This window comes from Streptomyces sp. NPDC102437 (assembly GCF_044765565.1).
In the GTDB taxonomy this organism is placed as follows: Bacteria; Actinomycetota; Actinomycetes; order Streptomycetales; family Streptomycetaceae; genus Streptomyces.
Map to the genome: position 1 here is coordinate 15,332 of NZ_JBIWKI010000052.1, position 23,582 is coordinate 38,913.

Here is a 23,582-nt window from a genome sequence, read left to right on the forward strand (position 1 = left end):
GCGGCCGCAGCGAATGCGATCAGGGGAGTGGAAGAGGGCCGGGCTGACCCGGCGACGTGATCGATTTACATATCGAAACGTAAATACGCAACAACTCTGTCTGTGTGTACGGCACGGACCTGACGCCTACCCAGGTCACAATGGGAGTGGTCGCGACGGCGTCCGGCTACTGGGGGAGTGTCTTTGTCCATCGACCGTCTGCAGCCCATCAGCCCTGCAGCGCTGGCCGCCCGTACGCCACGACCCCAGATCCCGCCCTCCCGCGCCGAGACCGCCGAGGGCCCGCCCTTGTCCCTGATGGACGCGGAGGCCTTCCGCGGCACGCTGCAACGCGCTGTCGCCCAAGGCGCCCCCGCGGCCGCGATCGCCGCCGAAGCCGTCCGCCGCATCACCCGGGGGCACCTCGACGTCGCCGCCCTGCGGACGGTGCTCCTCGATACGGCCGAAGCACAGATCTGGGCGCCCGTACGGCAAGCCGCCATCAAGGCCGTTGCCGCCAGCCCGGCCTTGGCGCCGAGCATCATCTCCATGCACGCCCAGCTGCTGCGCACGCCGTCCGCGACCGTCCGGGAAGGACGGGGAGACGACGGCCAGCCGTGCTTCGTCGCGCAGGCCGCCTTCGCTCCCGCTGGCCGCGACATCACCGGCAGCATCCAACAGGCCCGCACCCGCAAGGGCGCCAGGCAGCAGGCCATGACCAGCCTCGTCGCCGCGCTCGCCGAACTGCCCGACCCCCTCGCCGATCGCGCGGTGCCCGACTGGAACTGGGACACGCCCGCCGCGCCCCAGGCGCCCGCGCCAGCAGGGGAAGCCAACCCCCTCTCGGTCCTGAACGAGTTCCACCAGGCCGGCCACATCACCCGGCCCGACTACCGGACCCCGACACCGACGCCCACCGGCTTCACGGCCACGGTCACCGCCGTCCACCGCGGCCAGCAGCTCACCGGCGAAGGAACCGGCCCCAGCAAACGCCACGCCCGGGCCGAAGCAGCCGACCGCCTCCTGAAGGCCCTGCAAACCGCCCTCGGCGCCGACCCCCCGGCCGCGACCGAACCGGCGGCGGCCGCGCCGACCCCGCCCGCGCTCCCCATGCCGCCCGCGCCGGCAGACCGCCAGGAGCCGCCGCCCGCCCTCCCCGCCGGCCCGGCCGACCTGTTTGCCGCCCGCAGCGTGCTCGAGCAGGCCCTCGCCGACGGCGCCGCCCTGACCCTGCTGCCCGCACGCCACCCCGGCCGGGCCGCGTGGATGCTGTTCCAGCCCGACGGCACACCCCTGCCCACACCCGGCCACTTGCCGCCGCCACTGCAGCCGGTCACCCGCGACCTCGTCCTCGCCGGCGCCGGCGGCATCATGCCGCGCCGTGCCACCGTGACCGGCATCGCCGTCCCCGTCGGCCTCGCCCTGCCCGCGCTGCTCAACCCCCGGGAAGGCGAACACCCCTCCGTCACCGGGTGGCGGCCCGCTCTCCGCCTGGCCGTGGCGTGCGTGGCCCAGCAGCGCGTCTACCCCGCCCTGACCACGGATGGCCAAGGCTGCTGGCGCATCGGCCCGGTCACCGAAGCGCTGCGCGCCGCCGTCACCGAGGCCGCGGCCCGGATGGCTCCCGAGGGCCACTGCCTGCTCGCCGGCCACAGCCCCCTGCGGGTCCTCGCACCCGAACACGCCCTTTGGCCCCTGCTCGACGCCGTCGCCGACGTGATGGTCCGTACCCCCAGTGCCGCCCCGCTCCTGGGCCCCGGCCCGTTCACCAGCACCCCGGCCCCCGAGTCCGAGCCCACACCCGAACTGTGGGCCTGGGCCGACGCGATCGAGGGCGCCGCCGACCCCTGTCCCGCTCCCCGGCTCACGCTGCGCATCAAGGAGCCCGAGGCCGGCGAGCAGACCCCGACCGCCCAGGCCGTCCTGCACCTGGCCGCCGACGACCAGGACGAACCCGTGCCGGCGAGCAGCATCTGGGACGGACAGCACACCCCCGCCCTGACGACTGCCGTGCTGCCCGGCGTACGCCGGGCGCTGCGCCGCGGCGCCCGCCAGTTCCCGCCGCTCGGCGACCTCGCCGCACAGGAACGCCCCCGCCGCCTCACCCTGTCCGCGGAGGAACTGGCCCTCCTCCACGACCACGCCGCCGCCCCGCTCGCCGCGGCCGGCTTCGCCGTCCACTGGCCGCCCGCTCTGCTCGGCGCGCTCACCGCCACCGCCGTCATCGGCACCCACGACGGCGCCGACGAGTTCACCCCCGGCAGCGGCTTCCTGGCCCTGAACCGTCTCGTGGACTGCCGCTGGCACATCAGCCTCGACGGCGACCCGCTGACCGAGGACGAGATGACCGCCCTCGCCGACGCCGCCTGGCCGCTGATCCGCATGCGCGGCCGCTGGCTGCTCATCGACCCCGACACCGCCCGCCGCGCCCGCCACCGCCACCTCGCGCCGCTGCCCTCCCTCGACGCGCTCGCCGCCGCCCTGTCCGGAACCCTCACCCTCGACGGCGAAACCCTCGACGTACGGGCCGCCGGCACGCTGGCCACCCTCGTCGACGCCCTGCGCCAGGCTCCCGACGATCCCCGGCCCGTGCCACCGCCGACCGGTCTGAACGCGAACTTGCGCCACTACCAGCAGCGGGCCCTGACCTGGCTCGCGCACACCCTCGGCCTGGGCTTCGGCGCGCTCCTCGCCGACGACATGGGCCTGGGTAAGACGCTGACGACCATCGCCTTGCACCTCCACCGCGCCGAAACGGCCGGCGCAGCCGCCGGCCCGACCCTCGTGGTCTGCCCGGCCTCCCTCATCACGAACTGGCAGCGCGAGATCGCCCGCTTCGCCCCGGACACCGCTGTCGTCCGCTACCACGGCACCACCCGGACCCTCGACACCGATGCGCTCGACCACACCACGGTCGTCATCACGACGTACGGCACGCTGCGCCGCGACCCTGCCGTCGCCGCCACCCAGTGGGGCCTGGTCGTGGCCGACGAGGCCCAGCACATCAAGAACCCCGCCTCCGCCACGGCCAAGGCGCTCCGCGACGTACCCGCCCTGGCCCGGCTCGCAGTCACCGGCACCCCCGTCGAGAACACCCTCACCGAGCTGTGGGCCATCCTCGACTGGACCAACTCGGGCCTCTTCGGCACCCGCGCCGCCTTCCGCGCCCGCTACGGCACCGTCGAGAAGGACCCCGACGCGCCCGCCGCAGCAGGGCTCGCCCGGCTCATCGCCCCGTTCATGCTTCGCCGGCGCAAGACCGACCCCGGCATCGCCCCCGAACTGCCCGGCAAGATCCACCACCACCGTGTCGTGGCCCTGACCGACGAGCAGACCGGTCTGTACGAGGCGATCGTCCGCGACACCATGCACAAGATCACGACCAGTAGCGGGATCGAACGCCGCGGCCTGGTCCTGAAGCTGCTCCAGGCCCTGCGCCAGATCTGCAACACCCCCACCCTCTACCTCAAGGAACCCCTGGACGACGCCGAGCCGGCCGGCCTAGCCCGCCGCTCGGGCAAGCTCGCCGCCCTGGACGACCTCGCTGCGACCCTCGCCGACCGGGGCGAAGCCGCCCTCGTCTTCACCGGCTACGTCCAGATGGGCCGCATCCTTGAGCACCACCTGCGCGCCCGCGGCCGCTCCGTCCGCTTCCTCCACGGCGGCACCCCGCCGGCCCGCCGCCAACACCTCGTCGACGCTTTCCAGCACGACCCCGACCCCGCCCCGGTGTTCATCCTGTCCGTCAAGGCGGCCGGCACCGGCCTGACCCTCACCCGGGCCGAGCACGTCATCCACTACGACCGGCCCTGGAACCCAGCGGTCGAGGACCAGGCCACCGACCGCGCCCACCGCATCGGGCAGCACCGCACCGTCCAGGTCCATCACCTGATCACCGAGGGCACCGTCGAGGACCACATCAACGAACTCCTCGCCCGCAAACGCGCCCTGACCGACGCCGTCCTCACCTCCGGCGAAGGCGCCCTTACCGAACTCGACGACTCCGAACTCGCCGCCCTCGTCACTCTGGGAACCCGATGACCGGCACCGCCCGATCCCTCGCGCCCCTGGCCGGCGCGTGGAAACAGGCCTTCCACCTCGCCACCAACGGCTCCGGCTCCTACGGCAAGGGCCTCAACCTCGCGCGCAACGGCGCCGTCGCCCAGATCCACACCCAGCCCGGCAGGATCAGCGCCCCCGTCGCCGCGAAGAAGGCCACCCACCAGGCCGAGATCCACCTCCCCGAGCTCACCACCACCCAATGGGACACGCTGGCCGCCCGGCTCGCCGACGACCCCCAGGCCGTCGCCGACCTCGTCGCCAACCGGATCCCCGCCACGATCGCCGACTCCGGCCACGCCGGCGGCATCTCCATCACCCCGCCCTCCGACGGCATCACCTTCTCCTGCTCCTGCCCCACCGGCCGGACCCACCGCGTCTGCGACCACAGCGCAGCCCTCGGCCACGCCGTCGCCGAACGCCTCACCAACAGCCCCTCCTTGCTGCTCGGCGCCCGCGGCATGACCGCCCGCTCCCTCGCCGCCCACGTACGCGACCTCGTCGACGGCGCCGACCCCGGCCCCCTCCCCGCAGACACCAACGGCACCGTGCGCGCCACCCAGCTCTACGCACTGGCCGCCCACCGCCCCCCACAGACGGCGCCCGACCTCGACCTCGACACCGTCACCACCCTCACCTACACCGACGCACCCCTCCCCGGGCCCCGAGCCCAGGACCTGGCACACATGACCGCCGACGCCGCCGCCCGCGCCCGGACCCTCCTGACCGACACCACTGCTGCGCCCCACGACGAGCTGGCCGACATCCTCCGGATCCTCGCCAGCCCCGACGGCGCGGACTATCTCGCGGCCGCCCAGCGCGCCACCGGCATCCCCGAAGCCACCCTGCGGGCGATGATGATCGGCTACCGCCACGGCGGCCCGGCCGGCGCCCACGCCACCCTCGCCGCCACCCCAGCAACCACGGACGTCCTGGAACAGGCACGAGAGACCCTCCACTCCTCCCGCGCTGTCGGCCTCGGGACCATCACCATCGACGGCGATGCGCTCACCGACACGACCGCCGGCGTTCAGATCCGCCCGGGACCCGACGGCCGCTGGTATCCCTTCACCGTCTGGCGCGCTGGCGAATGGCGCCCCGCGCCCGGACCCTGCGACGATCCCGCCGAAGCATTCCGCGCCGCACGGCGCGCCCGAGCTGCGCGACCGCTCAGGCGATAGCCCAACCGACGACCCGACCAGACGTCCCGAGCCCGAAAGACCTCACCACATGCCCCTGGACCAGCAGACCGGCGTACGCCTCTATCAGTTCATCGTCGACCGGCTCGAGGAACGGCGCCGCGAGCAATACCCCAACGGCCGCGACGAGTACGAGTCCGACTGGACCGCAGCCCACGATCTGGAGAAGGACTTCGCTACGGCCGTACACGCCGACGACCTCGCCACAGCCGAGCAGCTCCTCCAGGAGCTCATCGACATGGCCGCTCCGTGGCGAAGCCATCCTCAACACCCAGACAATCACACCGAAGACGGGAGCCAGCCCGACAACGCCGTGCTGGGCAACCGGGCATGAGGCGGCAGTGGATCCTTCCGTGCGGCATGGTCGCCGCCATGGTGGTGCTCACACCCACCGTGATCCGCACCCAGAGCGCGTCGTGGACCATCGGGTGGTCGGCCATCCTCCTCGGGGCCGTCGCCGTGCTGCTGCTACTCGGCCTGGCTGAACGCCTCACCCCACCGCCGGACCGACCCGAGCCCCGCGACCTCCCGGAAGCCTGACCCGCCCCGACCCGCCGTTCCCCGCCCCGAACAAGGGCGGCCCTCAGCCCTCCGCCAGGAGCAGGACGATCACGGTGGCGTCGTCGCGGTACCCGCTCTCGTCCTCGGCAGCCGCCGCGACCAAGGCGTCCGCGAGCAACTGCGGGTCGGCCGCGTACATGCGACACAGCCGGGCCAGCACCTCTAGGGGCACCTGGTCGGAGACCCCGTCGGACACCAGCAGCACCAACGGGACCTCCGAGGGGACCTGCACCTGCCGGCACGTCGCCGCCCCGGCCTGGGCCAGCCCGAGCCGCGACCAGTTGTCGTGGAGCTCCGCCGCGAGCTCCACCGCCGCGCCCCCGTTGATCCGCAGCCACTCACCCATCGTCTGGTCGGTCGACCACTGCCTGAGCGAGAGCCCGTCCCACCCGTACGCCCTGCAGTCCCCGATCCAGTGGACGCTGGTCGGCTGTCCCGGCTGCGCGCAGGCGAAGACCGCGGACGCGTGCGGGGGCCGGTCGTAGGCCGCGGCCATCTGCCCGGCCGCCATCAGGCCGGCCAGCCCGCCCACCACGGTCCCGATGTGGGTGATCACCGCCGGGGTGATCGCCGCGTACCGGACCACCTCCGGATGATGGCCGGCCCCGTCGACCAATGCGGCACTCACCATCTCCCCGCGGCGGTGCACGTCGGCTCCGTCCGCGCAGGGCGGCTCCGTCCCAGGCCGCTGGGCCAGTCCCACCACGATCTCCTCGACGGTCACCGTGCGGGTGTTCTGCTCTTCCATCGTCCATGTCTCCGTTCCGGGGGCCGGGGTGACCCTCGTGCCCTACAGGCCGCTCGGAGCAGAGGGGTGGGCTATTTAACGAAGTTGAGGCTGGTGTGACGCCTGTGGCGGCCATTCCGTTGTGGACGAAGTCGTACGGGCGGCTGCCACGGGAGCGGGGGATTCGGAAACCGAAGGTGCGCGGTCAGACCGGCTGAGATCATGGCAAGAGGGTCAGCTCATGACCATGGCACAGCAGTGGGGGCGGCGATGGACGAGACGAGCACGGTGCGCGCGGTGGCGATCGACTACAAGGCGGTCCTGCGCTCGCCCGGACGCCCCCACGACGGGATCGCCGACTTCCTGCAGTGGCTCGACGAACACGACATCTCCTTCGTGCTGCTCACGACCGATTCCATCGATGCCGAAGCCGCCCTGAGGGCCGCCGGTCTGCCCGCCCTCGCCCTCCACCTGTGCCGAGACGACATCCCCGGCCGGCCGGCCCGCGGCAGCGGTGCCTGGCTGCTTTCGGTCGCCGACCACCTCAAACTGCGCACGAATCAGCTAGTGATGGTGGGAACCACGGAGTGGGACTGGCGTACCGGCATCAACGCTGGCGTCGTTTACATCCACGCCCGCTGGGCCAACCACGTCCGCGACAACAAGAACATGCGCCCCCTCTCGGCGGACGAGCCGGCCGGCGTCGGTGAGCTCCTGGAGCACTTTCTGGACGAGCCCTGCTGGGCCTTCAGCCACGACGACGACGCCCGCTCCTTCAAGATCCGCTCGCTGTTGCCTCCCAACGTGCGCTTCCCCCAGGCCCCCGGCCGGACCTTCGAGCTCCAGGACATCTTCACCCGCGGCCGCACGATCACCGTCGGCACCCAGGACGCCCGCGACATCCTGATGCTGCGCCTGCTCTCCTCCGCCTACCTCGACGGCACCCTGCCCCACCGCAGCCTCTTCTGCGTCTACCCCAGCAGCTCCCCGGGCAAGGTCAGCCAGCAGCTCGCTGGCTTCCTCACCAAGGCGAAGGTGATGGTCGGCTCCTACTACCGCGAGGACCTCCTCGAGCGCGTCGCCCAGGCCCCGGACACCAGCTGGGAGCGGGCGAAGAAGAACTGGGGCCAGGTGAGCACGGCGGACATCTCGATCGGCGCACAGGCCCGCACCGTCCGGATCAACCCCAAGTACAAGGGCAAGCTCAAGGGCAAGACGGTGATCGTCTTCGACGACTTCACCACCGAAGGCAAGTCCATTGAGTGGGCTCGCACCCTCCTGGCCAGCGCCAAGGCGGCACAGGTCATCGCACTGACCATCGGCAAGTACGGCGCCTCCCGCCACACCGCCTACCAGCTGCGCCCCGGCACGACGATCGATCCGTACCAGGTCAGCTACCACCTGGCGGCCACGAACTTCGTGACGACGTCCGTCACTGGAGCCGCAGGCCCGGGCCCCGACGACGCTCTGAAGGCCACGATGTCCCACTTCATCGCCGCCGAGCAGACCGCTGATTGATCTTGCCCGCCGTCCGGCCTTCGGAGCTGGCGCCCCCGGGGCGAGCCGACCGTGCCCTTCCCTCCCGTACGCGGACCGCGTACGCCATGATGGAAGTGGCCCGAGAACCTCGCTTCATCCTTCGAACATCCCGGGGCCACGAGTAGAAGGACACCTTGATGGACCTCGATGTCACCGCTGACCAGCACGATCTGCTGACCCTGTGCGCGTTGCGCGCTGGCGACGCCACCCTCGACTGGAGCCTGATCGCCCGCGGCGCCCAGAGCCCCGAGGGCTTGGCCGCGCTCATGGACGGACAACTGCACGAGGACTCCCGTGCCGCGGCCAAGAACCGCCCCCTGCTGCAGCAGGCCCTGACCTCCGGCCTGGACGACGCCCGCGCCCGCGTCGATGACGAGCTCGCCGCCGCCGGCAAGACCGGCGCGCGCCTGGTCACCGTCCTGGACAAGGACTACCCGGCGAACCTCAGGGTGATCGGCAACCTGCCGCCGTTCCTCTTCTACCGCGGCGAGCTCGATCAGCGCGATGCCCGCTCCATCGCGATCGTCGGCACCCGCCAGGCCTCCGAGGACGGCCTGCGGCGGGCGGCCCGGATGGCCCGCGAGCTCGTCGACCACGACGTCGTGATCGCCAGCGGTCTCGCCAAGGGCATCGACGCAGCCGCCCACCAGGCCACGCTCACCGCCGACGGCCGGACCTTCGCCGTCATGGGCACCGGCATCGCCGCCCCGATCTACCCGGCCGAGAACCGCCCGCTCGCCAAGGCGATCCTCGCCGCCGGAGGCGCGCTGCTGAGCCAGTTCTGGCCCACCAGCCCTCCGGCGAAGTACACCTTCCCTCGCCGCAACGTCGTCACGTCCGGCACCACCCTGGGCAGCGTCGTCATCGAGGCCTCCAGCACGTCGGGCGCCAAGATGCAGGCGCGCCTGGCGGCCGAGCACGGCAAGCTCGTCTTCCTGATCCGCTCCCTCGCCGACACCCAGCCCTGGGCCAAGAAGATGCTGGAGGAGGGCCGGGCGATCCTGGTCACCGCCTCCAGCGACATCACAGACCGCCTCGGCCAGGCCGCGGACATCCAGGCCGCCGGACAGCAGCGCCAGCAGCTCGCCCTGGCCGGCCTGTGACGGCAGGTCTCCCGGATCCGGCAGGCTTCCCCGACTGCCCGGTATGCGCCTACCGCATCACCGGCACCGCCCGCCTGTGCTCCGACTGCGCCGGCCGCACCCTCCAGCCCGTCGCCGAGCCCCACTGCCCGGTCTGCTCCCAGGCCGTCGCGCCCGGCAGGCCGTGCGGGAACCGGGTGTGCGCGCTGTCGGAGGCCGAGCGGGGGTTCTCCCGCGTCGACGCGGTGGCCATGTACTCCGGAGCCCTGCGCGACAAGATCCACAAGCTCAAGTACGAGGGGAGAGCCGGCTGGGCGTTGATCTTCGGTCGGCTCCTCGTCGGCTGGATGGAAAGCCACCCCGAGGCGATGCACGGCGTCGACCACGTTGTCGGGAACCCCACCCGCACGGGCCGCCAGCCTCTCCAGCACATCGAGGCGATCATGGACGCCGCCTACACGGAGGACGTGACGCGGGTCTTCCCGCTCAGCCCACCGGGGGCCCACCGGCTGGTGAAACATGCCGAGACGCCTCGGTCCGCGAACCGGACTCTGGACGAGAAGCGCGGGGCCGCAGTCGCGCACGCCGCCACCCTGACCTGGACCGGAGACACTGGCGACATCAAGGGGGCCACCATCCTCCTCGTCGACGACGTCTTCACCAGCGGATCCCAGCTCCAGCACGTCGCGCGCCGACTCCGGGCAAACGGCGCCGTCGACGTCCGGGGACTTGTGCTCGCACGAGTCCCCTGGAGCGGATGATCGCCCCGACGCTCCGGCCCGTCTCCGCGGTATCCCGCTCTCCCGCGCAGACCGAGTCCGCGCCACGCCCCGTGATCCGAATCCCCGAATATGTGCGATAAGAGGCCAGCTGGCGCGGTACGTTGAGCAGCAGTCCCCCCGGACGCCGCGTCCCCCCGTGCGTTGCGTCCGGGGGCATACTCCGCCGGATCCGGCCTGATCACCGGCCACGACCGTCCCGCCACGACGTACACAGCTCTCGACCGCGCGCCTCGTCAGGACCACTCCTCACCCCTCTGAGGGATGGCCATCGGCGGGTGGAATTCAACGTCCTCGTCCGCCACTACCCTGGTGGCCAGCGGGATCGAGGGAGCCACATGAAGCGAACGCGAGCTGTCGAACTGATCGAAGCGATGCTTCACAGGCTCGACGGCCCCCAGGAATGGCCCCTCAACCTGGTCCGGCGGGTGTGGCTGTTCGGGAGCTTCGCACGCGGCGCCACCGAGCCTCACGACGTCGACGTCGCTGTCCGGTTCGAGCGCGACGAACGGATGAACCAGGCCGTCGTCCAGGCCATCTTCTCCGGCGGCAACCCCTACGCGCCGCTGCGCCGCGCGCTCGCCGGGTCATCCCGCGGGCTGCAGTTCCAGTTCGAGGACGCGGCGCGTGAGCAACTGGAGGCCGAAGGGACCCTCATGCTCCCGCTGTGGCAACGGGGTGACACGCTCACCGAAGCTCTCGGCGTGCTCCACGCGATCGACGAGGATCCCGAAGCGGGCCGGGCCGAGCGCCACGACATGATCGACGCTTTCGAAGGCCTCGACCGGCACATCCCCCGCCCGATCCGGGCAGAACTGATCGAGTGGCAGCAGCAAGAGGCCATCACCATCTCGCGCATCACGCTCTCCGACGCGCCGGACGACACCGACCTGCTGGCGACCCCGGACATGCGCTGGGCCTTCCGCCGGTGGAACGACGACAGCCCGCTGCGCCGCGCTGCCCTGGCGGGTCTGGCTCTCATGAAGGAACTCGCGGTCGACCTCGACGATGTCGAGCTGGCCGGTCAGCGGCTGCCTACACCGCGACGCCTTGTGGGACACCGGAGTGAACCCCGCTGGTGGATCAACTGGAAGTGGCAGGGCTACCAGAGCATCCCGTACTGCGTCACCCGCGCCGACGGCTGGCTGGAGGTAGTACAGCCCACGCGGGCGCGCCAGCTGAACGCGTTGATGATCAAACCCGGACCCAAGGCAGCAGCATTCCGACGCTGACCACCCGAGCCGGCAGCCTGCGCTCGGTACGTTGAGCAGCAGTCCTCCCGGGCGTCGCGTCCCCCCGTGCGCGGCGTCCGGGGGCACGCCCGCCGGATCCGGCGTGATCATGGGCCGCCGCCTGTCTGGTCACGGCGACCCACCCGCCACGCGTTCACCGCCATTCGGGCGTAGCGCGCTACTCGCTCTTCGGTAGCAGCGCACGCAGGCGTGGGTAGCGGGCGAGCAGCCGGGCCAGGTGGGTGCTGAGGAGGCCTGGCCTGAGGGCGGACGCGATGTGGGCATGCCAGAAGTCCTCCACGGTGCGCCTGGCGTGCGTCAGGGCGTCTTGGGAGGGCGTGGTCTCGTCGTGGTGGGGGAGGTGCCGGCCGTAGACGGGAATTACCTCGATGCCGGCGGCGCGCAGTGCGCCTGGCGCCCCCGTCGAGTCGAGCCCGAGGGATACGGTGGCTCCCTGCGGCATCGGTCTGCTGCTCCTACGCGAACCTCGGCCCACTGGTTCAAGGCGGAGGCGAAGCAGCTCGGCTTCGATCAGAACCATCTCACCGACCGCACCACCGCACACCAGTGCCTGTTCCTCACGCTCCGCGGGCCGACGGAGCGGAGCGAAAGGTACCCGCCACGTCGGCCACCCAGACCAGCAGCCGGGCGCGGACGTACGCCCTCTGCACCGGAGTTCCCCGCCAGCTCGCATGCGAGGTCGTCGCCGGCCTCCCCCGGCGCGCCCCTCTCATCCCGGCTCCCGCCCACCACGAGCAACTCCTCCTCGAGTCCGAGGTGTTCTACTGGGTTCTCGGCTCCCAGCGGAACTTCTTCGAGTTCCCCTTCGGTATCCAGTACGTGAAGCCCACCGCGGACGGCATCAGGCTCCACCTGGAGAGCAACGCGAGCCTCGACAGCCTGCTGGCCGGCCTGCTGCCCGGGCGGGTGAGCGTGCGTACCGGCGACGACGAGATCCACGGCCTCAACGGGTGCCGGATCACAGCACGAAGCGAGCGCGGCATCGAGCTTCGCCGCCTCGGACAGCCGACCAGCATCCGGCTCACCGGACCCTCCCGACGCGCCTTCCAGAAGGCCGAAGCCGCGCTCGCCGAGCGCATCCGTGACCACGGCGGCGAGGCCAGCTGGCTCGCTGGCGACACCTGGACCGCCCACGAACGCCGTTGGGAAGACGAGCGCCAGCCACTGCCCTACGAATCCACCTGGCGTGACGCGGCCTGACTCCCCAGCGGGCTGCTGCGCCGCCTCGGCCTCCTGCACACCGTCGCCGTCCCCCAAGCCGTCACCGGCCACGAGTCCCGGCTGGGGGAGTGGTGGGTCCTGGAGCTGGACCACGATGCCGACACCGGCCTGCGCCGCGCCGAGTTGGTCCAGGCCCTCACCGACCCGGAGCACGGTCTTCCGCTGGAACTGCGGGGACACCGTGACCTGGCCCCCGGCAAAAGCCTCGGCCTGATCCTCCTGAAGTCCCCGGACAACACCGCCACCCTCCAACTGCGCTACGACCGCTTCGACTACCCCGTCAAGCCCGAGCGGGCCGAGATGTTCGCCGCGATCCGGCGACGGATCAGCACCGTGACGGGCGAGGCCCCGCTCCCTGCGATGCCCGGCTGCTCGGCCACCGGCTGAGACGCCAAGCACCACCAGGACCGCCGTCAAGCCCCCGTCACCCGAACGGATTGCCGTCACTCGGCGATCTCCTACGCCCTGTGTTCGTGCCGTACCGTTTCCGGACTGCGCCTGCCCGGGGGAGGGTAGGGGGCCGGACCAGGGAGAGGACGGCATCGGGGTGGTCGGGGATGATCAGGACTGGAGTGAGTACGCGGCCTGCCGAACCGCCGATCCCGACGAGCTGTTCGTCGAAGGCGCGGCACAGAACAAGGCCAAGGCCATCTGCACCGGCTGCCCGGTGCGCACCGAGTGTCTTGCCCACGCACTCGACCACCGGATCGAACACGGAATCTGGGGCGGCATGACCGAACGCGAACGCCGAGCCCTCCTGCGACGGCGCCCACTGGTCACGTCCTGGCGTCGCCTGCTCGAGGCCGCCCGATCCGAACACGACCGACTCGCCCGCCCCGACGATGAAGCACTGGCCTGGAAGACCGCCGGGTGACGCCCCCGTCCCCGGCGAGAGTCCTACAGCAGGTCAACATCGGCGTCGACGTACCCGAACGCGTGGGCCATGTGCACCAGCGCCTCCCGTAGCAGGCGCTGCCGCTCGGCTCGGTCCATGGCCGGCGCCGCGGTGATGGCGACGGCCAGCTGCGACCTGGGGCCGCCGTCGTTCGGACCGAGCGGAGCCAGGTCGACGAGTGTGTCCAGTCCCGGCAGGACGCCGTTGTCGGCGGGCTGTTCGCATGTCATCCGCAGTTCGCTGCTGGGCGGGGCGGCCCACGACAGTCCGGCCGGGTCGCCGACGACATCGGGCAGCAGCTCGGCGGCCGTCTCCCACGCGGCCAGCAGCACGGCCTGGACCTCGTCGAGGCCCAGCTGCGTGTCCCAGCCGGGACCGAGGGCCGCTGCCCACGCCTCCGGGTTCTCGATCAGGACGTCCGCGCAGGCGACCACGGTGGACTCCATCGTGGTGGGCAGGGCGAGCATGACGGAGGCCTTCACGGCCGGGCCGCCGTCCGGCCCGGCGATCGTGCACGTGTAGTCCATGGAACGGCCCGAGTTGCCGAACGGCCCCCGCTCCCAGCGAGCGGCGGGCAGCTCCGCGCCCCTGCGCCGGGACAGCATCGTCACCGCGCCAGCCACCGCGCTGTACGGAAGCTGCTGCTCGAGCTGCGTGCGCCGGGGTTTGCTGATCTCCAGCCGACCCGCCTCGGCCCAGGGCAGGTTCACCAGGGCTCGCAGGCGCAGCGACGGCGTCTGGCCGGCGGTCCCGATCTCGGCCGACCGTCCCTGGTTCAGGCTGAAGCGGGGGAGCGGCTGCCACCGCCACACGCCACGCCCCGAGTACGTCAAGCGGCCCGCGCCCCACGATCCGCCCTCGAGGTCCACGCTTCGGGCGTCGGCCGGGATCACCCACGAGGTGTCCGTGCCCGCGGGAGGGCGGGGCAAGCCGACGGCCGCGAGCGGGTCCTGGCCGCCCGGCGCGCGCCGCCCTGTTTCGACGATCGTCTGCCAGACCGGCTCGGCGACGACAACCGGAGGGCGCCCGGCCACCAGGCACAGCACCCAGCCCGGCTCGCCGTCGACCTCATGCTGCAGATCCTGCGGCGCGGCCGCGCCCTGCGCCCACGCCTCCCCGGCCGGCTCTCCCAGCCCCGCCTCAGTCAGCTGCTCGTAGGCCGCCCTCATCTCCCGCTCACGATCGGGCAGGCCTTGGCCGACGCGCAGCCCGCTGCCGGGCCCGGCTTCGGAGACGGCCTGCCGTACGAGCTTGGTGAGGGCCTGGGCGGTGGGCATGCCCGGCCCGGCCCATCGTCCTGGTCCTCCACACCCGCTACCTTGCCGCCCGGCCCATCGACAGCATCCAGTGCGTAGCCCAGACCCGACGACGCCACCGCTGCACCCGCGCCCTGTCCTCAGCCTCAACGCACCCTCCGACACATGGACACTCGTCCCCGCCACCACAGGGCGACGCGGACAACTCACCATCCCCGACGGCCTCATGGCCGTCTACGACCTCACCCACCTCCCCTACGCGGAACAACTACGCTGGCACCACCAACGCTGCCCCGACCACGCCGCCGTCCCGGGAGCAGCCGATCTCGCACTCTGCGACGGGGAAGCCTTGGACCCGCTGATGCACCACCAGCACATCCACAACCGCCTGCCCACCACAGCCCGACACCACCGGACCCAGGCACGGGCATGAGAACCGCACAAGTCCATGCACGGCCGAAGTGCACCGAGGCATCGCTCCAGGAGTCCGCGCATGAATTCGCCTGCCCTTACCGCGCCCTGGGCGCTGGCACACCGCGCAGCCGAAAGCGCTCCACAGGCTCGACATCGCCCTGGAACGACTGTTGACACACCTCATCCCGCCGCGACAGCTGACCGCTGCCACGCATACGTTCACCCACGCCCCCGCATACCGACATCCGCACCCCGGACCGGAACGGCAGACTACGGATCCGGCGCCGCGAGCGCGCCGAGGACAACGGCGACGGCCTGCCACCCGCCCCGATACGCCTTGCCTCCCCGTACGACACCGACACGCGGTGGTCCGCCAAACGCGAGACATTCTGGAACGGCCACAAGCTCCACGTCTCGGAGACCTGCCACCCACAGGCCGACGGAGACCGGCCCGGCCGCCCGAACATCATCACCAACGTGGCCACCTCTCCTCCACCCTGCCTGATACCAAGGCATTGGAGCCGATCCAACGGCCACCCTCCTCGACCGCACCAACCGCAGCCACCTTGCCAGACTCCAACTACGGCTCGCTGCATGACCATTGGGGTTAACCACCAAGATCGTGCAGGCCGGCTGCCCAGACCAGACCGTGACGTACGAACCTGCCGCTTGACCGGCTGGAGACGCACGGGCCTCCCATCGGCGTGACCAAGCAGCCAGGAAGTGTTCGACTTGCTACAACGTCGGCTGAATCCTGAAGCTTGGGTCAGGACACAGCGCACGCAAACTCGTGCCGTAGGTGTCGCCGAGGTGCCTGCGAAGCGACTCCGCGAATGCCGCCGGGTCGCCGCCGCGCAGCTGGTGCACCAGCGCCTCATGTTCGGTGATGATGTCGGTGCAACGTGCCAGCAGCGTGTCGCCGTAACTGAACAGCAGGAACCGCTGGCGGTCGGCAAGGCGGTCATTCAGTTCCAGCATGACCATGTTCTGGCCCGCCTCGACGAACGAGCGGTGGAACACGATCGTTGACTCGACGAAGGCCCGCAGGTCGCCACGAGCCAGCGTCTCCCGCTGGACCTCGATCGAGTCTTCCAACCGGGAAGCGAGTACTTGCCTGTCTGCAGCATCGGCGCGCTGGACTGACGTGGACTCCAAGATGAGGCGGGCGTCGGCCAGGTCCGCTACCGCCCTCTCGGAGAGCCCCTTCACGAGAGCGCCCCGCTTGGGGTACACGGTGATCCAACCGTCGTCCTGCAATCGCGCCAGAGCGGTGCGCACGGGGGTACGGCTGACTCCGATCTCTGCAGCCAAGGACGCCTCGGCCAGCATCGTGCCGGGCTCGTACCGGCCATTGAGAATCCCGTCGAGTATCGCCGAGTAGGCCCGCCCCGTGGCGCTCTGGTCAGTCGACATCTGTTTCATCCTCTCCGAGCGCTCGACCGGTCGCGCGCCCCATTCACCCCGCCAGAACGAGGGCGGCCAATATCCGACCGTCCTGTGATCCACGAGACAGTCTAGGATACATGTTGCATTGAGTGCTAGGATCCATGTTGGATGCAACAGCGCGGCTGGTGAAAGCACTATCCCGCGCGTGGACGGCTTAGAGAGGAAGGTGACGATGGTGGACAAGATCGTGGTCGGGTTCGACGAGAGCTTCGCCGGAGCGCGTGCCCTGAGGTGGGCGATCAATGAGGCGCGGATGCGTGACGTGCTCCTGGAGATCGTCTACGTCTGGCAGCCCGGCATCGAGGGCGGGGCGAGTGACACGAACTTGAACTGGGGTGAGCTGGAGCACGCAGCACGCGAGGATGTCCAGAGCTGGTTCGACGAGGTCATTGACGCCGAGGGGCCGGGATGCCGCGTCGAGTTGTCAGTCGTGTCAGGCACTGCTGGACCGACCTTGGTCGATGCTGCGCGTGACGCTCTCCTCCTGGTGGTCGGCACCCGCTCGCACTCCAGTCTTGGCCGGGTCTTCCATGGCTCGGTCAGCCACTACGCCCTCACGCACTCGCAGGTCCCCGTTGTCGCGGTTCCCGCCGACGAGGACGAAACCCGCTGAGAAGCTTCCCGACCAGGAGGAAGGTCCCATGCCGGCTCGAGAGGTCACCATGTCCGATTTCGCTGACATCACCTCCGGTGAGGGAATCGTCCTCGTTGACTTCTGGGCCGCATGGTGAGGTCCCTGCCGGATGTTCGCGCCGGTGTACGACGCCGCGTCGGAGCAGCACGCAGACATCATGTTCGCGAAGGTCGACACCGAAGCGAACCGGGACCTTGCCGATGCCCATGAGGATCACGTCGATCCCCACCCTGATGGCGTTCCGTGACGGCGTCCGCGTCTTCTCGCAGGCCGGCGCCCTTCCTGCGGCGGCGCTGGAGGACCTCATCGGTCAGATCCGCAAACTCGACATGGGTGAGGCGCGCGCCAGCGTTGCGCCGCAGGACGCCCCTCAGGGTTGATCGGCGACCGCGACAGCAGGCCCATGAACAAGAAGGGCGAGATTTATGACTGCGGGCACGCCCCTGAACGGGTCGACCTGCGAACCTTCGCAGTCCTCGGCGAGTCTGGGCACGCCGACCGCTCCGCAGCGCGGTTCTCCTTCGCCGTCTCCGGCACCTGGAGGGCAGCAGGCAGGTGAACGCGACCGCGGGCGCAGTGGAATGGGCGGCACCGTCGGCGGCGACCGCGCCGGGCGCTTCGCCAGGGTCAGCAATGAGCCGGTTCTGCTGCGTCGACGACGGCCCCGAATCGGTCGAGCTCGTTTCCGGGGCGCCGGCGGTCGACTGCGCTGTGCGTGGGCGTCGGCACCACCGCCGCGCAGTGCGGCATCGAACTGGACAGTTGCTTCGCGGACGGCGACGGCAATGGCGACCTCGCCGCCTTCTTCGGCATTGACACCGTCATCACTTCTGGTGGGGGCCAGATCTGCGCGAAGGTCTCCGTAACTGCCCCGGCGGAAAGTCGAGAGCACCTCGCAGGCCTCGTTTTCACCGTCGGGCGTCGAGATCGTCACGCCCCTCAACTGGATCCGGGCCAGGAGCATGCGAGACCTCCAGCTTCACAGGCAGGGCAAACCCATCTTCAACGTTAGGATTCATGTGGGATACAACTGGAATACTTCAGGTCTGGCGCTCGTTGGAGCGAGCAGTCATCACGACTCGAACGCTGAGAGGACAGACCACCGATGAGACAAGCCGTCATCATCGGCTCCGGTCCTGCCGGGTACACGGCCGCGATCTACGCGGCACGCGCGAACCTGGTTCCACTGGTGATCGCATCGTCGGTCGAGGCCGACGGTGAACTGATGAATACCACTGAGGTCGAGAACTTCCCACGCTTCTCCGAGGGCATCATCGGGCCGGACCTCATGGAACGGATGCGCCAGCAGGCTGAGCGCTTCGGAGCCGAAATCGTCTACGCCGACGTCACCGCCGTCGGGCTGGACGGCGAGGTGAAGAAGGCCACCCTCGGCCCGGTGTCACACACGAACCTGACCCAGGACGGCACTGTCGCCGTGCAGGGACGCACGTCGAAGACGAACCTCGCCGGTGTGTTCGCGGCCGGAGATGTCATCGATCCGCACTACCGGCAGGCCATTACTGCTTCAGGGTCGGGCACGGTTGCGGCGCTCGACGCCGAACGCTATCTCGCCGCACTGCCGGACGAGACGACCTTCGCCCCGGAGCTGAAGACGATCGGAGCGATCGGGTGATGAGAGGCAACAAGAAGACCTCCTACACACGGTCGGTGACCGATGCGTCGTTCAAGCGCGAGGTCCTGGCCAATCCGAAACCGGTCCTCGTGGACTTCTGGGCACCGTGGTGCATGCCGTGTCATGCGGTCGCGCCGGTCCTGGACAAGATCGCGAAGAAGTACGCCGATCGAATCGACGTCCTCAAGCTCAACGTCGACGAAAACCACGGAGCGGCATCGAGGTACGGGGTCAGTTCCATCCCCACGATGAAGCTCTTCCACAACGGCGACGTCGTGAAGTCGATCACCGGGGTCGTCTCCAAACGTGCTCTGGAAGCAGAGCTTGCCCACTACCTGACCACGAACCCCTCCGAATCGAGATAGGCAACCGACAATGACCACGCAACCACAATCACAGGCGCCCTTGATCGGCGAGAAGTGGAACGGCGCCGCCTGGGGGCTCATCATCCTGGTGGCCGGAGCACTGTTCCTCGACGGCCTCGACCTGTCGATGGTGAACATCGCGCTCCCCACGATCGGTGACGAGCTCGACCTGGGTGCCGGATCCCTGCAGTGGATCGTCAATGCCTACATCCTCGGCTACGGCGGATTCCTGCTTCTTGGTGGTCGTGCTTCCGACCTTTTCGGCAGGCGGGCTGTCTTCCTCATCGCCGTTGCGGTGTTCGGCCTCGCGTCGGTCGTGAGCGCCTTCATGGGCGACATCGGCTGGCTGATCGCGCTGCGCTTCATCAAGGGAGTCGCCGCAGGCTTCACCGTGCCCGCCGGCATGTCGATCGTCTCGACCTCATTCGCCCCAGGGCAGTCACGCTCCCGTGCGCTGAGCCTCTACGCGGTCATCGGCACGATGGGCTTCGGAATGGGGCTCGTGCTCGGCGGCTCTCTGACGCAGGTCGGCTGGCGGCTCACCCTGCTCGCTCCCGGCCCCGTAGCGTTGCTGTTCTTCCTCCTCGGCCTCAAGCTCGTGCCGAGGGCCACTCGCGCGGCCATGTCGTGGAACCAGTTCGACCTGTTCGGTGCTCTGACACTCACCGGAAGTCTGCTGCTGCTGGTCTACGGCCTCGTCCAAGGCCCGGAGATCGGCTGGGGCGAACCCATCACCCTCATCTCGCTCGTGCTGGCCGCGATCCTGATGATCGCATTCGTCATCATCGAGCTGAAGCATCCCTATCCGCTGATGCGGCTGGGCATCCTGAAGAGTGCCTCAGTCATCCACATCAACATCTCCGCCGCGGTGCTGCTGGGCAGCTTCATGGGCTTTCAGTTCGTCATCACCCTGTACGTTCAGGGAAGCCTGCAGTGGATTCCGATCATGGTCGCGCTGGCGTTCATCCCTTCGAACCTCATCCAGCCCATGCTCGGCCCGCGCATGGGACCGATCTTCGCTCGCGCCAAGCGGGGCACCACGGTGCCGATCCTCGCCTCGCTGTCGCTACTGACCATCGGATACCTGCTGATGCTGCGTACCGAACCGGACATGAACTACTGGAACTTCCTGTTCCCGACGATGATCCTGATCGGCTTCGCCTTCGCGATCGGGTTCCCTGCGGTCAACGTTGGCGCCGCGCACGGCGTCGCCGAGCACGAGCACGGCATCGCCTCGGGTCTGCTGAACACCAGCCTCCAGATCGGTGGCGCGGTCTCTCTGGCAGTCATATCCGGAGTGCTCGCCAGCGGAAACCAGCCGACGGTCTCAGGAGAGCTGCTGCCGAACTTCCACCAAGCCATGATCGTCATGGCTGTGCTTTCCGGCATCGGCGTGCTCGTGACGCTGGGCATCCTCATCCGGGGCAAGCGCCCCAGCCCCGCCGAGGCCTCTCCGGAACCGGCAGAACAGGTCATGCAGTGAACCGCGTGGATGGGGAAGCACAGACTCTCGAAACACGACAGAGGGGGCGTGCCGACACGGTGAGCACGGCAAGTGGCACGGTCGACACTCGGTCTACGCGTAAACGCGACCTGGTGGTCCTCGCCGTCGGAGCGGGCGTCTTCACTCTCGGAGCGGGACTGTTCGGCGCCTATTGCGTGGCCTGCGACCATCCCGCCACCGTGGCCGTGGAGGACGCACGATGACCCAGGCCGCAAAGATCCGCGTGTACGGGGCAGATTGGTGCCGAGACTGCCGCCGCACGATGAGGCAGCTCGACGACCTCTCCATCGAGTTCGACTACATCGATGTGCAGGCAGACGCAATGGCCGTTGCGGAGGCCAAAGAGATCTCGGGACGCACCAACATTCCCGTCGTGCTGTACCCGGACGGTAGCCATCACGTCGAACCGACGAATCCCGACGTCGAAGAGAAGCTCCGGCAGCTCTCGATGATCTGACCCTTGCCGACGCCGCCCCGCACCTCAGGGGCGGCGTCGGTGACGTTGGAACCGCAACATCTGCATGATGCCCGCCCACCGGGGTTGGCCGACCCCGCCCGGCCCGGTCGGGCCAGGGCATTCCGGTCCCGGGCAGGGAGCCTGGTTTCGGTTGAGTTCCGGCTCGAATGTGTTTCCCACCGGAGCCATCTGCGCAGAGCAGCCCGATCATCGGCTTTGTCCGCATACAAGGGCTGGGGCTTGAAGTACCGGCCGTGGTAGGGGGCGTGTCTCGTTTGGTGCCCCTCGACCATGGGCTTCAGCCCTTCGCAGTCGTGGGTGTTGCCGGCCGAGACGCCGACGAGTAAAGGCAGTCCGTTCGCGTCCGCCCAGATATGCCTTTTGGAACCCGGCTTGCCCGGTTCACAGGACCTGTGCCTGTGCGTTCGCCCTCTTCTGGCCCTGACGTGGGCGGTGTCGTGGACGACGAGGGTGACATAGAGGGGCCGGCGTCGTCGAACTGGTGCAGCACGGCTCCGTACAGGCGGCCCCAAGCGCAGGCCTTGACCAGATGAGGAACCGGCGGTGAGCGGTCGACTTCGATATGCCGAAGCAGGGCAGCAGTGCCCGCCAGGCGCAATCGCTGACCAGCACGTAGAACAGTCCAACTCCATGCATCCCGCCCCATAGCAAGGCCATCGACGCTCACCCCGTAGGACGCAGGCTTATGAAGGTGGTCTGCCGCACGGGAGGGGCCCTTTCTCTTGCGGAGGCGCCGCCTGCCGGCGGGCTTCTGGCCTGCCCCAATCAGTCACAACACAGAAGCACTCCACATGGACGCAACATGTATCCTAGTCGTGTGTCTGCTACCCGATCTTCGTCGCCAGCCGCCCTTCAAGCCCTGGAACGCCGCCTGCGCAGAGCCCACACACTCAACGTGATCCTCGCGGCTGCGGTCGTGTTCCTCCTCATCGTGGCCTTCGCGCGCTCCGGCACCGGCTCATCTGCCACAGCCGGCCCAGCCCCCGACCGCAGCAGCTCAGCCTCCTCGGACAGCGCCGACTCGATCGCGCAACGTGATCCGAAGGATCCGCTCGCGATCGGCCCCGTCGATGCCCCGGTCGTCCTCGTCGAGTTCGCTGACCTGCGTTGCCCCTACTGCGCAGTGTTCACCCGGCAGACGCTGCCGACTCTGCTCAAGGAGTACGTCGACACCGGCAAGGTTCGCTACGAGTTCCGTGACGTGGCCATCTTCGGCGACCAGTCCGTCGACGCTGCCGTCGCCTTGCGCGCGGCAGCTGCGCAAGGCCGCTTCAAGCAGTACCTGACCACCCTGTACGAGGCGGCCCCCGAGAACAAGCACCCCGACCTCCCCCGTCAGAAGCTGATCGCGTTCGCCCGTACCGCAGGGGTCCCCGATCTGAAGACTTTCGAGAAGGCCCTCGACAGCAAGACCCTGGCACAGGCAGTCCACACCACCACGAGTGATGCCGGCAGCCTGGGCATCAACAGCGTGCCGTTCTTCGTAGCCGGAGACCAGGCGCTCGCCGGCGCCCAGCCCCTCGCGGCCTTCCAGCAGCTGCTGGACGGCCAGCTCGAGAAGGCAGACAACAGGTGAGTATCGGCCTGGCCGGGGCGCTGATCGGCGGCGTTCTCACCCTCCTGAGCCCCTGCTCCGCCATGCTGCTGCCAGCCTTCTTCGCGTACGCCTTCACCAGCCCCACCCGGCTGGCCGCCCGCACAGGCGTGTTCTACCTCGGCCTGCTGACCACTCTCGTGCCGATCGGTGTTCTGGCCGCAGGCCTGGGCGCGGTCATCAGCGAGCACCGCACTACCGTGGTCACCGCGGCCTCCGGTGTCGTGATCGTGCTGGGACTGGTACAGGTCGCGGGCATCGCCCTGCCGGCCGTCAGCCGCCGTGGCGGAGGTGAGAACTCCTCGGCCGTGTCGGTGTTCCTGCTCGGCACGGTCTACGGACTGGCAGGGGTGTGCGCGGGCCCCGTCCTGGGTTCTGTGCTGGCCCTGGCCGCTCTCGGTGCTGACCCGCTCTACGGCGGAATCGTCCTGGCCCTCTTCGCCCTAGGCATGGTCGTGCCGCTGTTCGTCCTCTCCCTCGTGTGGTCGCGCCTGCCGTGGGCGCGTGCACTGGTCCGTCCCCGGCAGGTGCGCATCGGCCACTGGCACAACACCTGGACCCAGATCGCGGGCGGCATGATGGGCATCGCGCTGGGCGTCTTCCTCCTCGCCACCGACGGCACCACCTCGCTCGGCGGGATCCTCGGCGCCTCTCAGCAGTTCACCGTGGAAACGCATGCGCTGGACGGCGCCGCCCGCGTCCCGGACATGGTCATCGTCCTGGCCGCCGTTCTCGCTCTTTCGGTGACGTGGCTCGTGCACCGCCGCCGCGCCGCCCGCCCCGACCAGCGAACCGGAGACTGACCATGTCCTGCCACCGAACGATTACCCGCCCTAACCTGCGCGTTTCGCTTGGGCTTTGGTCCGGATCATGAGCGGTAACGCGAAAGTGCCTTCTGAGCTGGGACGATGAACCTTGTCGAGGGGTTCTGTCGGTCCAGGTGGAAGGCACTTTCTGCGTGCAG

General features: G+C 69.6%; 25 protein-coding genes and 2 pseudogenes. 22 read left to right on the forward strand and 5 right to left on the reverse strand.

Going from position 1 to position 23,582, the window contains the following annotated elements; translation table 11 throughout:
- The first annotated feature begins 183 nt into the window (after positions 1-183).
- The 4 genes from ACIRJP_RS36645 to ACIRJP_RS36660 are packed head-to-tail and all read left to right on the forward strand — an operon-like array spanning position 184 to position 5,777.
- Positions 184-4,020 carry an SNF2-related protein gene (locus ACIRJP_RS36645; protein WP_404184077.1) on the forward strand — a complete coding sequence of 1,279 codons (3,837 nt, stop codon included), beginning with the start codon at positions 184-186 and terminating at the stop codon, positions 4,018-4,020.
- Positions 4,017-5,219 carry a hypothetical protein gene (locus ACIRJP_RS36650; RefSeq protein ID WP_404184080.1) on the forward strand — a complete coding sequence of 401 codons (1,203 nt, stop codon included), beginning with the start codon at positions 4,017-4,019 and terminating at the stop codon, positions 5,217-5,219. The genes ACIRJP_RS36645 and ACIRJP_RS36650 overlap by 4 nt, the downstream gene beginning before the upstream one ends.
- Before the next feature lie 49 nt (positions 5,220-5,268).
- Complete coding sequence (locus ACIRJP_RS36655; protein WP_404184083.1) at positions 5,269-5,571, forward strand: hypothetical protein; 303 nt, start codon at positions 5,269-5,271, stop codon at positions 5,569-5,571.
- Between the two features lie 38 nt (positions 5,572-5,609).
- Positions 5,610-5,777: a hypothetical protein gene (locus ACIRJP_RS36660; RefSeq protein WP_404184086.1), complete on the forward strand. Its 168-nt coding sequence runs from the start codon at positions 5,610-5,612 to the stop codon at positions 5,775-5,777.
- Positions 5,778-5,820: 43 nt separating this feature from the next.
- On the opposite strand, the gene ACIRJP_RS36665 is transcribed toward ACIRJP_RS36660, so the two are convergent.
- Positions 5,821-6,546, reverse strand: a complete 726-nt coding sequence (locus tag ACIRJP_RS36665; RefSeq protein WP_404184089.1) for a hypothetical protein — start codon at positions 6,544-6,546, stop codon at positions 5,821-5,823.
- A gap of 249 nt (positions 6,547-6,795) precedes the next feature.
- Between ACIRJP_RS36665 and ACIRJP_RS36670 the strand changes: the two genes are divergently transcribed.
- The 4 genes from ACIRJP_RS36670 (at position 6,796) to ACIRJP_RS36685 (ending at position 11,157) form a co-directional block, all read left to right on the forward strand.
- Entirely contained in the window at positions 6,796-8,043 is a 1,248-nt protein-coding gene (locus ACIRJP_RS36670; RefSeq protein ID WP_404184092.1) for a hypothetical protein, read from the forward strand.
- Between the two features lie 158 nt (positions 8,044-8,201).
- Complete coding sequence (locus ACIRJP_RS36675) at positions 8,202-9,167, forward strand: DNA-processing protein DprA (RefSeq protein ID WP_404184095.1); 966 nt, start codon at positions 8,202-8,204, stop codon at positions 9,165-9,167.
- Positions 9,164-9,907, forward strand: coding sequence for a ComF family protein (locus ACIRJP_RS36680; protein WP_404184097.1), 744 nt, complete (start codon positions 9,164-9,166; stop codon positions 9,905-9,907). Before ACIRJP_RS36675 ends, ACIRJP_RS36680 begins: the two co-directional genes overlap by 4 nt.
- A gap of 356 nt (positions 9,908-10,263) precedes the next feature.
- Positions 10,264-11,157, forward strand: a complete 894-nt coding sequence (locus tag ACIRJP_RS36685) for a nucleotidyltransferase family protein (protein ID WP_404184100.1) — start codon at positions 10,264-10,266, stop codon at positions 11,155-11,157.
- 178 nt (positions 11,158-11,335) lie between these two features.
- Here ACIRJP_RS36685 and ACIRJP_RS36690 read toward each other — a convergent pair whose 3' ends face one another.
- Positions 11,336-11,620 carry a hypothetical protein gene (locus tag ACIRJP_RS36690; protein ID WP_404184102.1) on the reverse strand — a complete coding sequence of 95 codons (285 nt, stop codon included), beginning with the start codon at positions 11,618-11,620 and terminating at the stop codon, positions 11,336-11,338.
- A 104-nt stretch (positions 11,621-11,724) separates the two neighbouring features.
- On the opposite strand from ACIRJP_RS36690, the gene ACIRJP_RS36695 reads away from it, so the two are divergent.
- The 3 genes from ACIRJP_RS36695 to ACIRJP_RS36705 all read left to right on the forward strand — a co-directional run bounded on the left by ACIRJP_RS36695 (position 11,725) and on the right by ACIRJP_RS36705 (position 13,273).
- A complete protein-coding gene (locus tag ACIRJP_RS36695; protein ID WP_404184103.1) occupies positions 11,725-12,378 on the forward strand; it encodes a hypothetical protein in 654 nt (217 codons plus the stop codon).
- A gap of 144 nt (positions 12,379-12,522) precedes the next feature.
- The gene (locus ACIRJP_RS36700) at positions 12,523-12,786 is read left to right on the forward strand and encodes a hypothetical protein (protein WP_404184106.1); all 264 of its coding nucleotides are present in this window, start codon (positions 12,523-12,525) and stop codon (positions 12,784-12,786) included.
- A gap of 160 nt (positions 12,787-12,946) precedes the next feature.
- Positions 12,947-13,273, forward strand: coding sequence for a WhiB family transcriptional regulator (locus ACIRJP_RS36705; RefSeq protein WP_404184109.1), 327 nt, complete (start codon positions 12,947-12,949; stop codon positions 13,271-13,273).
- A 23-nt stretch (positions 13,274-13,296) separates the two neighbouring features.
- Here the strand turns inward: ACIRJP_RS36705 and ACIRJP_RS36710 are convergent, their stop codons facing one another.
- On the reverse strand, positions 13,297-14,571 hold the full coding sequence (locus tag ACIRJP_RS36710; protein WP_404184112.1) for a hypothetical protein: 1,275 nt from the start codon (positions 14,569-14,571) through the stop codon (positions 13,297-13,299).
- 205 nt (positions 14,572-14,776) lie between these two features.
- Here ACIRJP_RS36710 and ACIRJP_RS36715 point away from each other — a divergent pair, with 205 nt between their 5' ends.
- Positions 14,777-14,983 (forward strand): hypothetical protein, encoded by a 207-nt coding sequence (locus tag ACIRJP_RS36715; RefSeq protein ID WP_404184115.1) that lies wholly within the window; start codon positions 14,777-14,779, stop codon positions 14,981-14,983.
- A gap of 716 nt (positions 14,984-15,699) precedes the next feature.
- On the opposite strand, the gene ACIRJP_RS36720 is transcribed toward ACIRJP_RS36715, so the two are convergent.
- A complete protein-coding gene (locus ACIRJP_RS36720; protein WP_404184118.1) occupies positions 15,700-16,377 on the reverse strand; it encodes a GntR family transcriptional regulator in 678 nt (225 codons plus the stop codon).
- A gap of 178 nt (positions 16,378-16,555) precedes the next feature.
- On the opposite strand from ACIRJP_RS36720, the gene ACIRJP_RS36725 reads away from it, so the two are divergent.
- The 8 genes and pseudogenes from ACIRJP_RS36725 (at position 16,556) to ACIRJP_RS36760 (ending at position 21,003) form a co-directional block, all read left to right on the forward strand.
- Complete coding sequence (locus tag ACIRJP_RS36725; RefSeq protein WP_404184121.1) at positions 16,556-17,023, forward strand: universal stress protein; 468 nt, start codon at positions 16,556-16,558, stop codon at positions 17,021-17,023.
- 28 nt (positions 17,024-17,051) lie between these two features.
- Positions 17,052-17,424 (forward strand): annotated as a pseudogene (trxA, locus tag ACIRJP_RS36730) (thioredoxin).
- Between the two features lie 335 nt (positions 17,425-17,759).
- On the forward strand, positions 17,760-18,056 hold the full coding sequence (locus ACIRJP_RS36735) for a hypothetical protein (protein WP_404184124.1): 297 nt from the start codon (positions 17,760-17,762) through the stop codon (positions 18,054-18,056).
- 93 nt (positions 18,057-18,149) lie between these two features.
- On the forward strand, positions 18,150-18,677 hold the full coding sequence (locus tag ACIRJP_RS36740; protein WP_404184127.1) for an NAD(P)/FAD-dependent oxidoreductase: 528 nt from the start codon (positions 18,150-18,152) through the stop codon (positions 18,675-18,677).
- Positions 18,677-19,042 carry a thioredoxin gene (trxA, locus tag ACIRJP_RS36745; RefSeq protein WP_404184130.1) on the forward strand — a complete coding sequence of 122 codons (366 nt, stop codon included), beginning with the start codon at positions 18,677-18,679 and terminating at the stop codon, positions 19,040-19,042. Before ACIRJP_RS36740 ends, trxA (ACIRJP_RS36745) begins: the two co-directional genes overlap by 1 nt.
- Before the next feature lie 10 nt (positions 19,043-19,052).
- Positions 19,053-20,525 carry an MFS transporter gene (locus tag ACIRJP_RS36750; RefSeq protein WP_404184132.1) on the forward strand — a complete coding sequence of 491 codons (1,473 nt, stop codon included), beginning with the start codon at positions 19,053-19,055 and terminating at the stop codon, positions 20,523-20,525.
- A gap of 59 nt (positions 20,526-20,584) precedes the next feature.
- Positions 20,585-20,749 (forward strand): hypothetical protein, encoded by a 165-nt coding sequence (locus tag ACIRJP_RS36755; RefSeq protein ID WP_404184135.1) that lies wholly within the window; start codon positions 20,585-20,587, stop codon positions 20,747-20,749.
- Positions 20,746-21,003: a glutaredoxin family protein gene (locus ACIRJP_RS36760; protein WP_404184138.1), complete on the forward strand. Its 258-nt coding sequence runs from the start codon at positions 20,746-20,748 to the stop codon at positions 21,001-21,003. The genes ACIRJP_RS36755 and ACIRJP_RS36760 overlap by 4 nt, the downstream gene beginning before the upstream one ends.
- Before the next feature lie 182 nt (positions 21,004-21,185).
- Here the strand turns inward: ACIRJP_RS36760 and ACIRJP_RS36765 are convergent.
- Positions 21,186-21,645: pseudogene (locus tag ACIRJP_RS36765) on the reverse strand (transposase); the annotation flags it as partial.
- Positions 21,646-21,841: 196 nt separating this feature from the next.
- On the opposite strand from ACIRJP_RS36765, the gene ACIRJP_RS36770 reads away from it, so the two are divergent.
- Together ACIRJP_RS36770 and ACIRJP_RS36775 are read left to right on the forward strand one after the other, a co-directional pair.
- A complete protein-coding gene (locus tag ACIRJP_RS36770) occupies positions 21,842-22,600 on the forward strand; it encodes a DsbA family protein (RefSeq protein WP_404184141.1) in 759 nt (252 codons plus the stop codon).
- Positions 22,597-23,421, forward strand: coding sequence for a cytochrome c biogenesis CcdA family protein (locus ACIRJP_RS36775; RefSeq protein ID WP_404184144.1), 825 nt, complete (start codon positions 22,597-22,599; stop codon positions 23,419-23,421). The genes ACIRJP_RS36770 and ACIRJP_RS36775 overlap by 4 nt, the downstream gene beginning before the upstream one ends.
- The last annotated feature ends 161 nt before the right edge of the window (positions 23,422-23,582 follow it).

Coding starts and splice junctions, on each gene's coding strand:
- ACIRJP_RS36650 (WP_404184080.1), top strand. CDS start 4,017: ATGACCGGCACCGCCCGATCCCTCGCGCCCCTGGCCGGCGCGTGGAAA.
- ACIRJP_RS36655 (WP_404184083.1), top strand. CDS start 5,269: ATGCCCCTGGACCAGCAGACCGGCGTACGCCTCTATCAGTTCATCGTC.
- ACIRJP_RS36660 (WP_404184086.1), top strand. CDS start 5,610: ATGGTGGTGCTCACACCCACCGTGATCCGCACCCAGAGCGCGTCGTGG.
- ACIRJP_RS36665 (WP_404184089.1), bottom strand. CDS start 6,546: ATGGAAGAGCAGAACACCCGCACGGTGACCGTCGAGGAGATCGTGGTG.
- ACIRJP_RS36670 (WP_404184092.1), top strand. CDS start 6,796: ATGGACGAGACGAGCACGGTGCGCGCGGTGGCGATCGACTACAAGGCG.
- ACIRJP_RS36675 (WP_404184095.1), top strand. CDS start 8,202: ATGGACCTCGATGTCACCGCTGACCAGCACGATCTGCTGACCCTGTGC.
- ACIRJP_RS36685 (WP_404184100.1), top strand. CDS start 10,264: ATGAAGCGAACGCGAGCTGTCGAACTGATCGAAGCGATGCTTCACAGG.
- ACIRJP_RS36690 (WP_404184102.1), bottom strand. CDS start 11,620: ATGCCGCAGGGAGCCACCGTATCCCTCGGGCTCGACTCGACGGGGGCG.
- ACIRJP_RS36710 (WP_404184112.1), bottom strand. CDS start 14,571: ATGCCCACCGCCCAGGCCCTCACCAAGCTCGTACGGCAGGCCGTCTCC.
- ACIRJP_RS36715 (WP_404184115.1), top strand. CDS start 14,777: ATGGCCGTCTACGACCTCACCCACCTCCCCTACGCGGAACAACTACGC.
- ACIRJP_RS36720 (WP_404184118.1), bottom strand. CDS start 16,377: ATGTCGACTGACCAGAGCGCCACGGGGCGGGCCTACTCGGCGATACTC.
- ACIRJP_RS36740 (WP_404184127.1), top strand. CDS start 18,150: ATGAGACAAGCCGTCATCATCGGCTCCGGTCCTGCCGGGTACACGGCC.
- trxA (WP_404184130.1), top strand. CDS start 18,677: ATGAGAGGCAACAAGAAGACCTCCTACACACGGTCGGTGACCGATGCG.
- ACIRJP_RS36750 (WP_404184132.1), top strand. CDS start 19,053: ATGACCACGCAACCACAATCACAGGCGCCCTTGATCGGCGAGAAGTGG.
- ACIRJP_RS36760 (WP_404184138.1), top strand. CDS start 20,746: ATGACCCAGGCCGCAAAGATCCGCGTGTACGGGGCAGATTGGTGCCGA.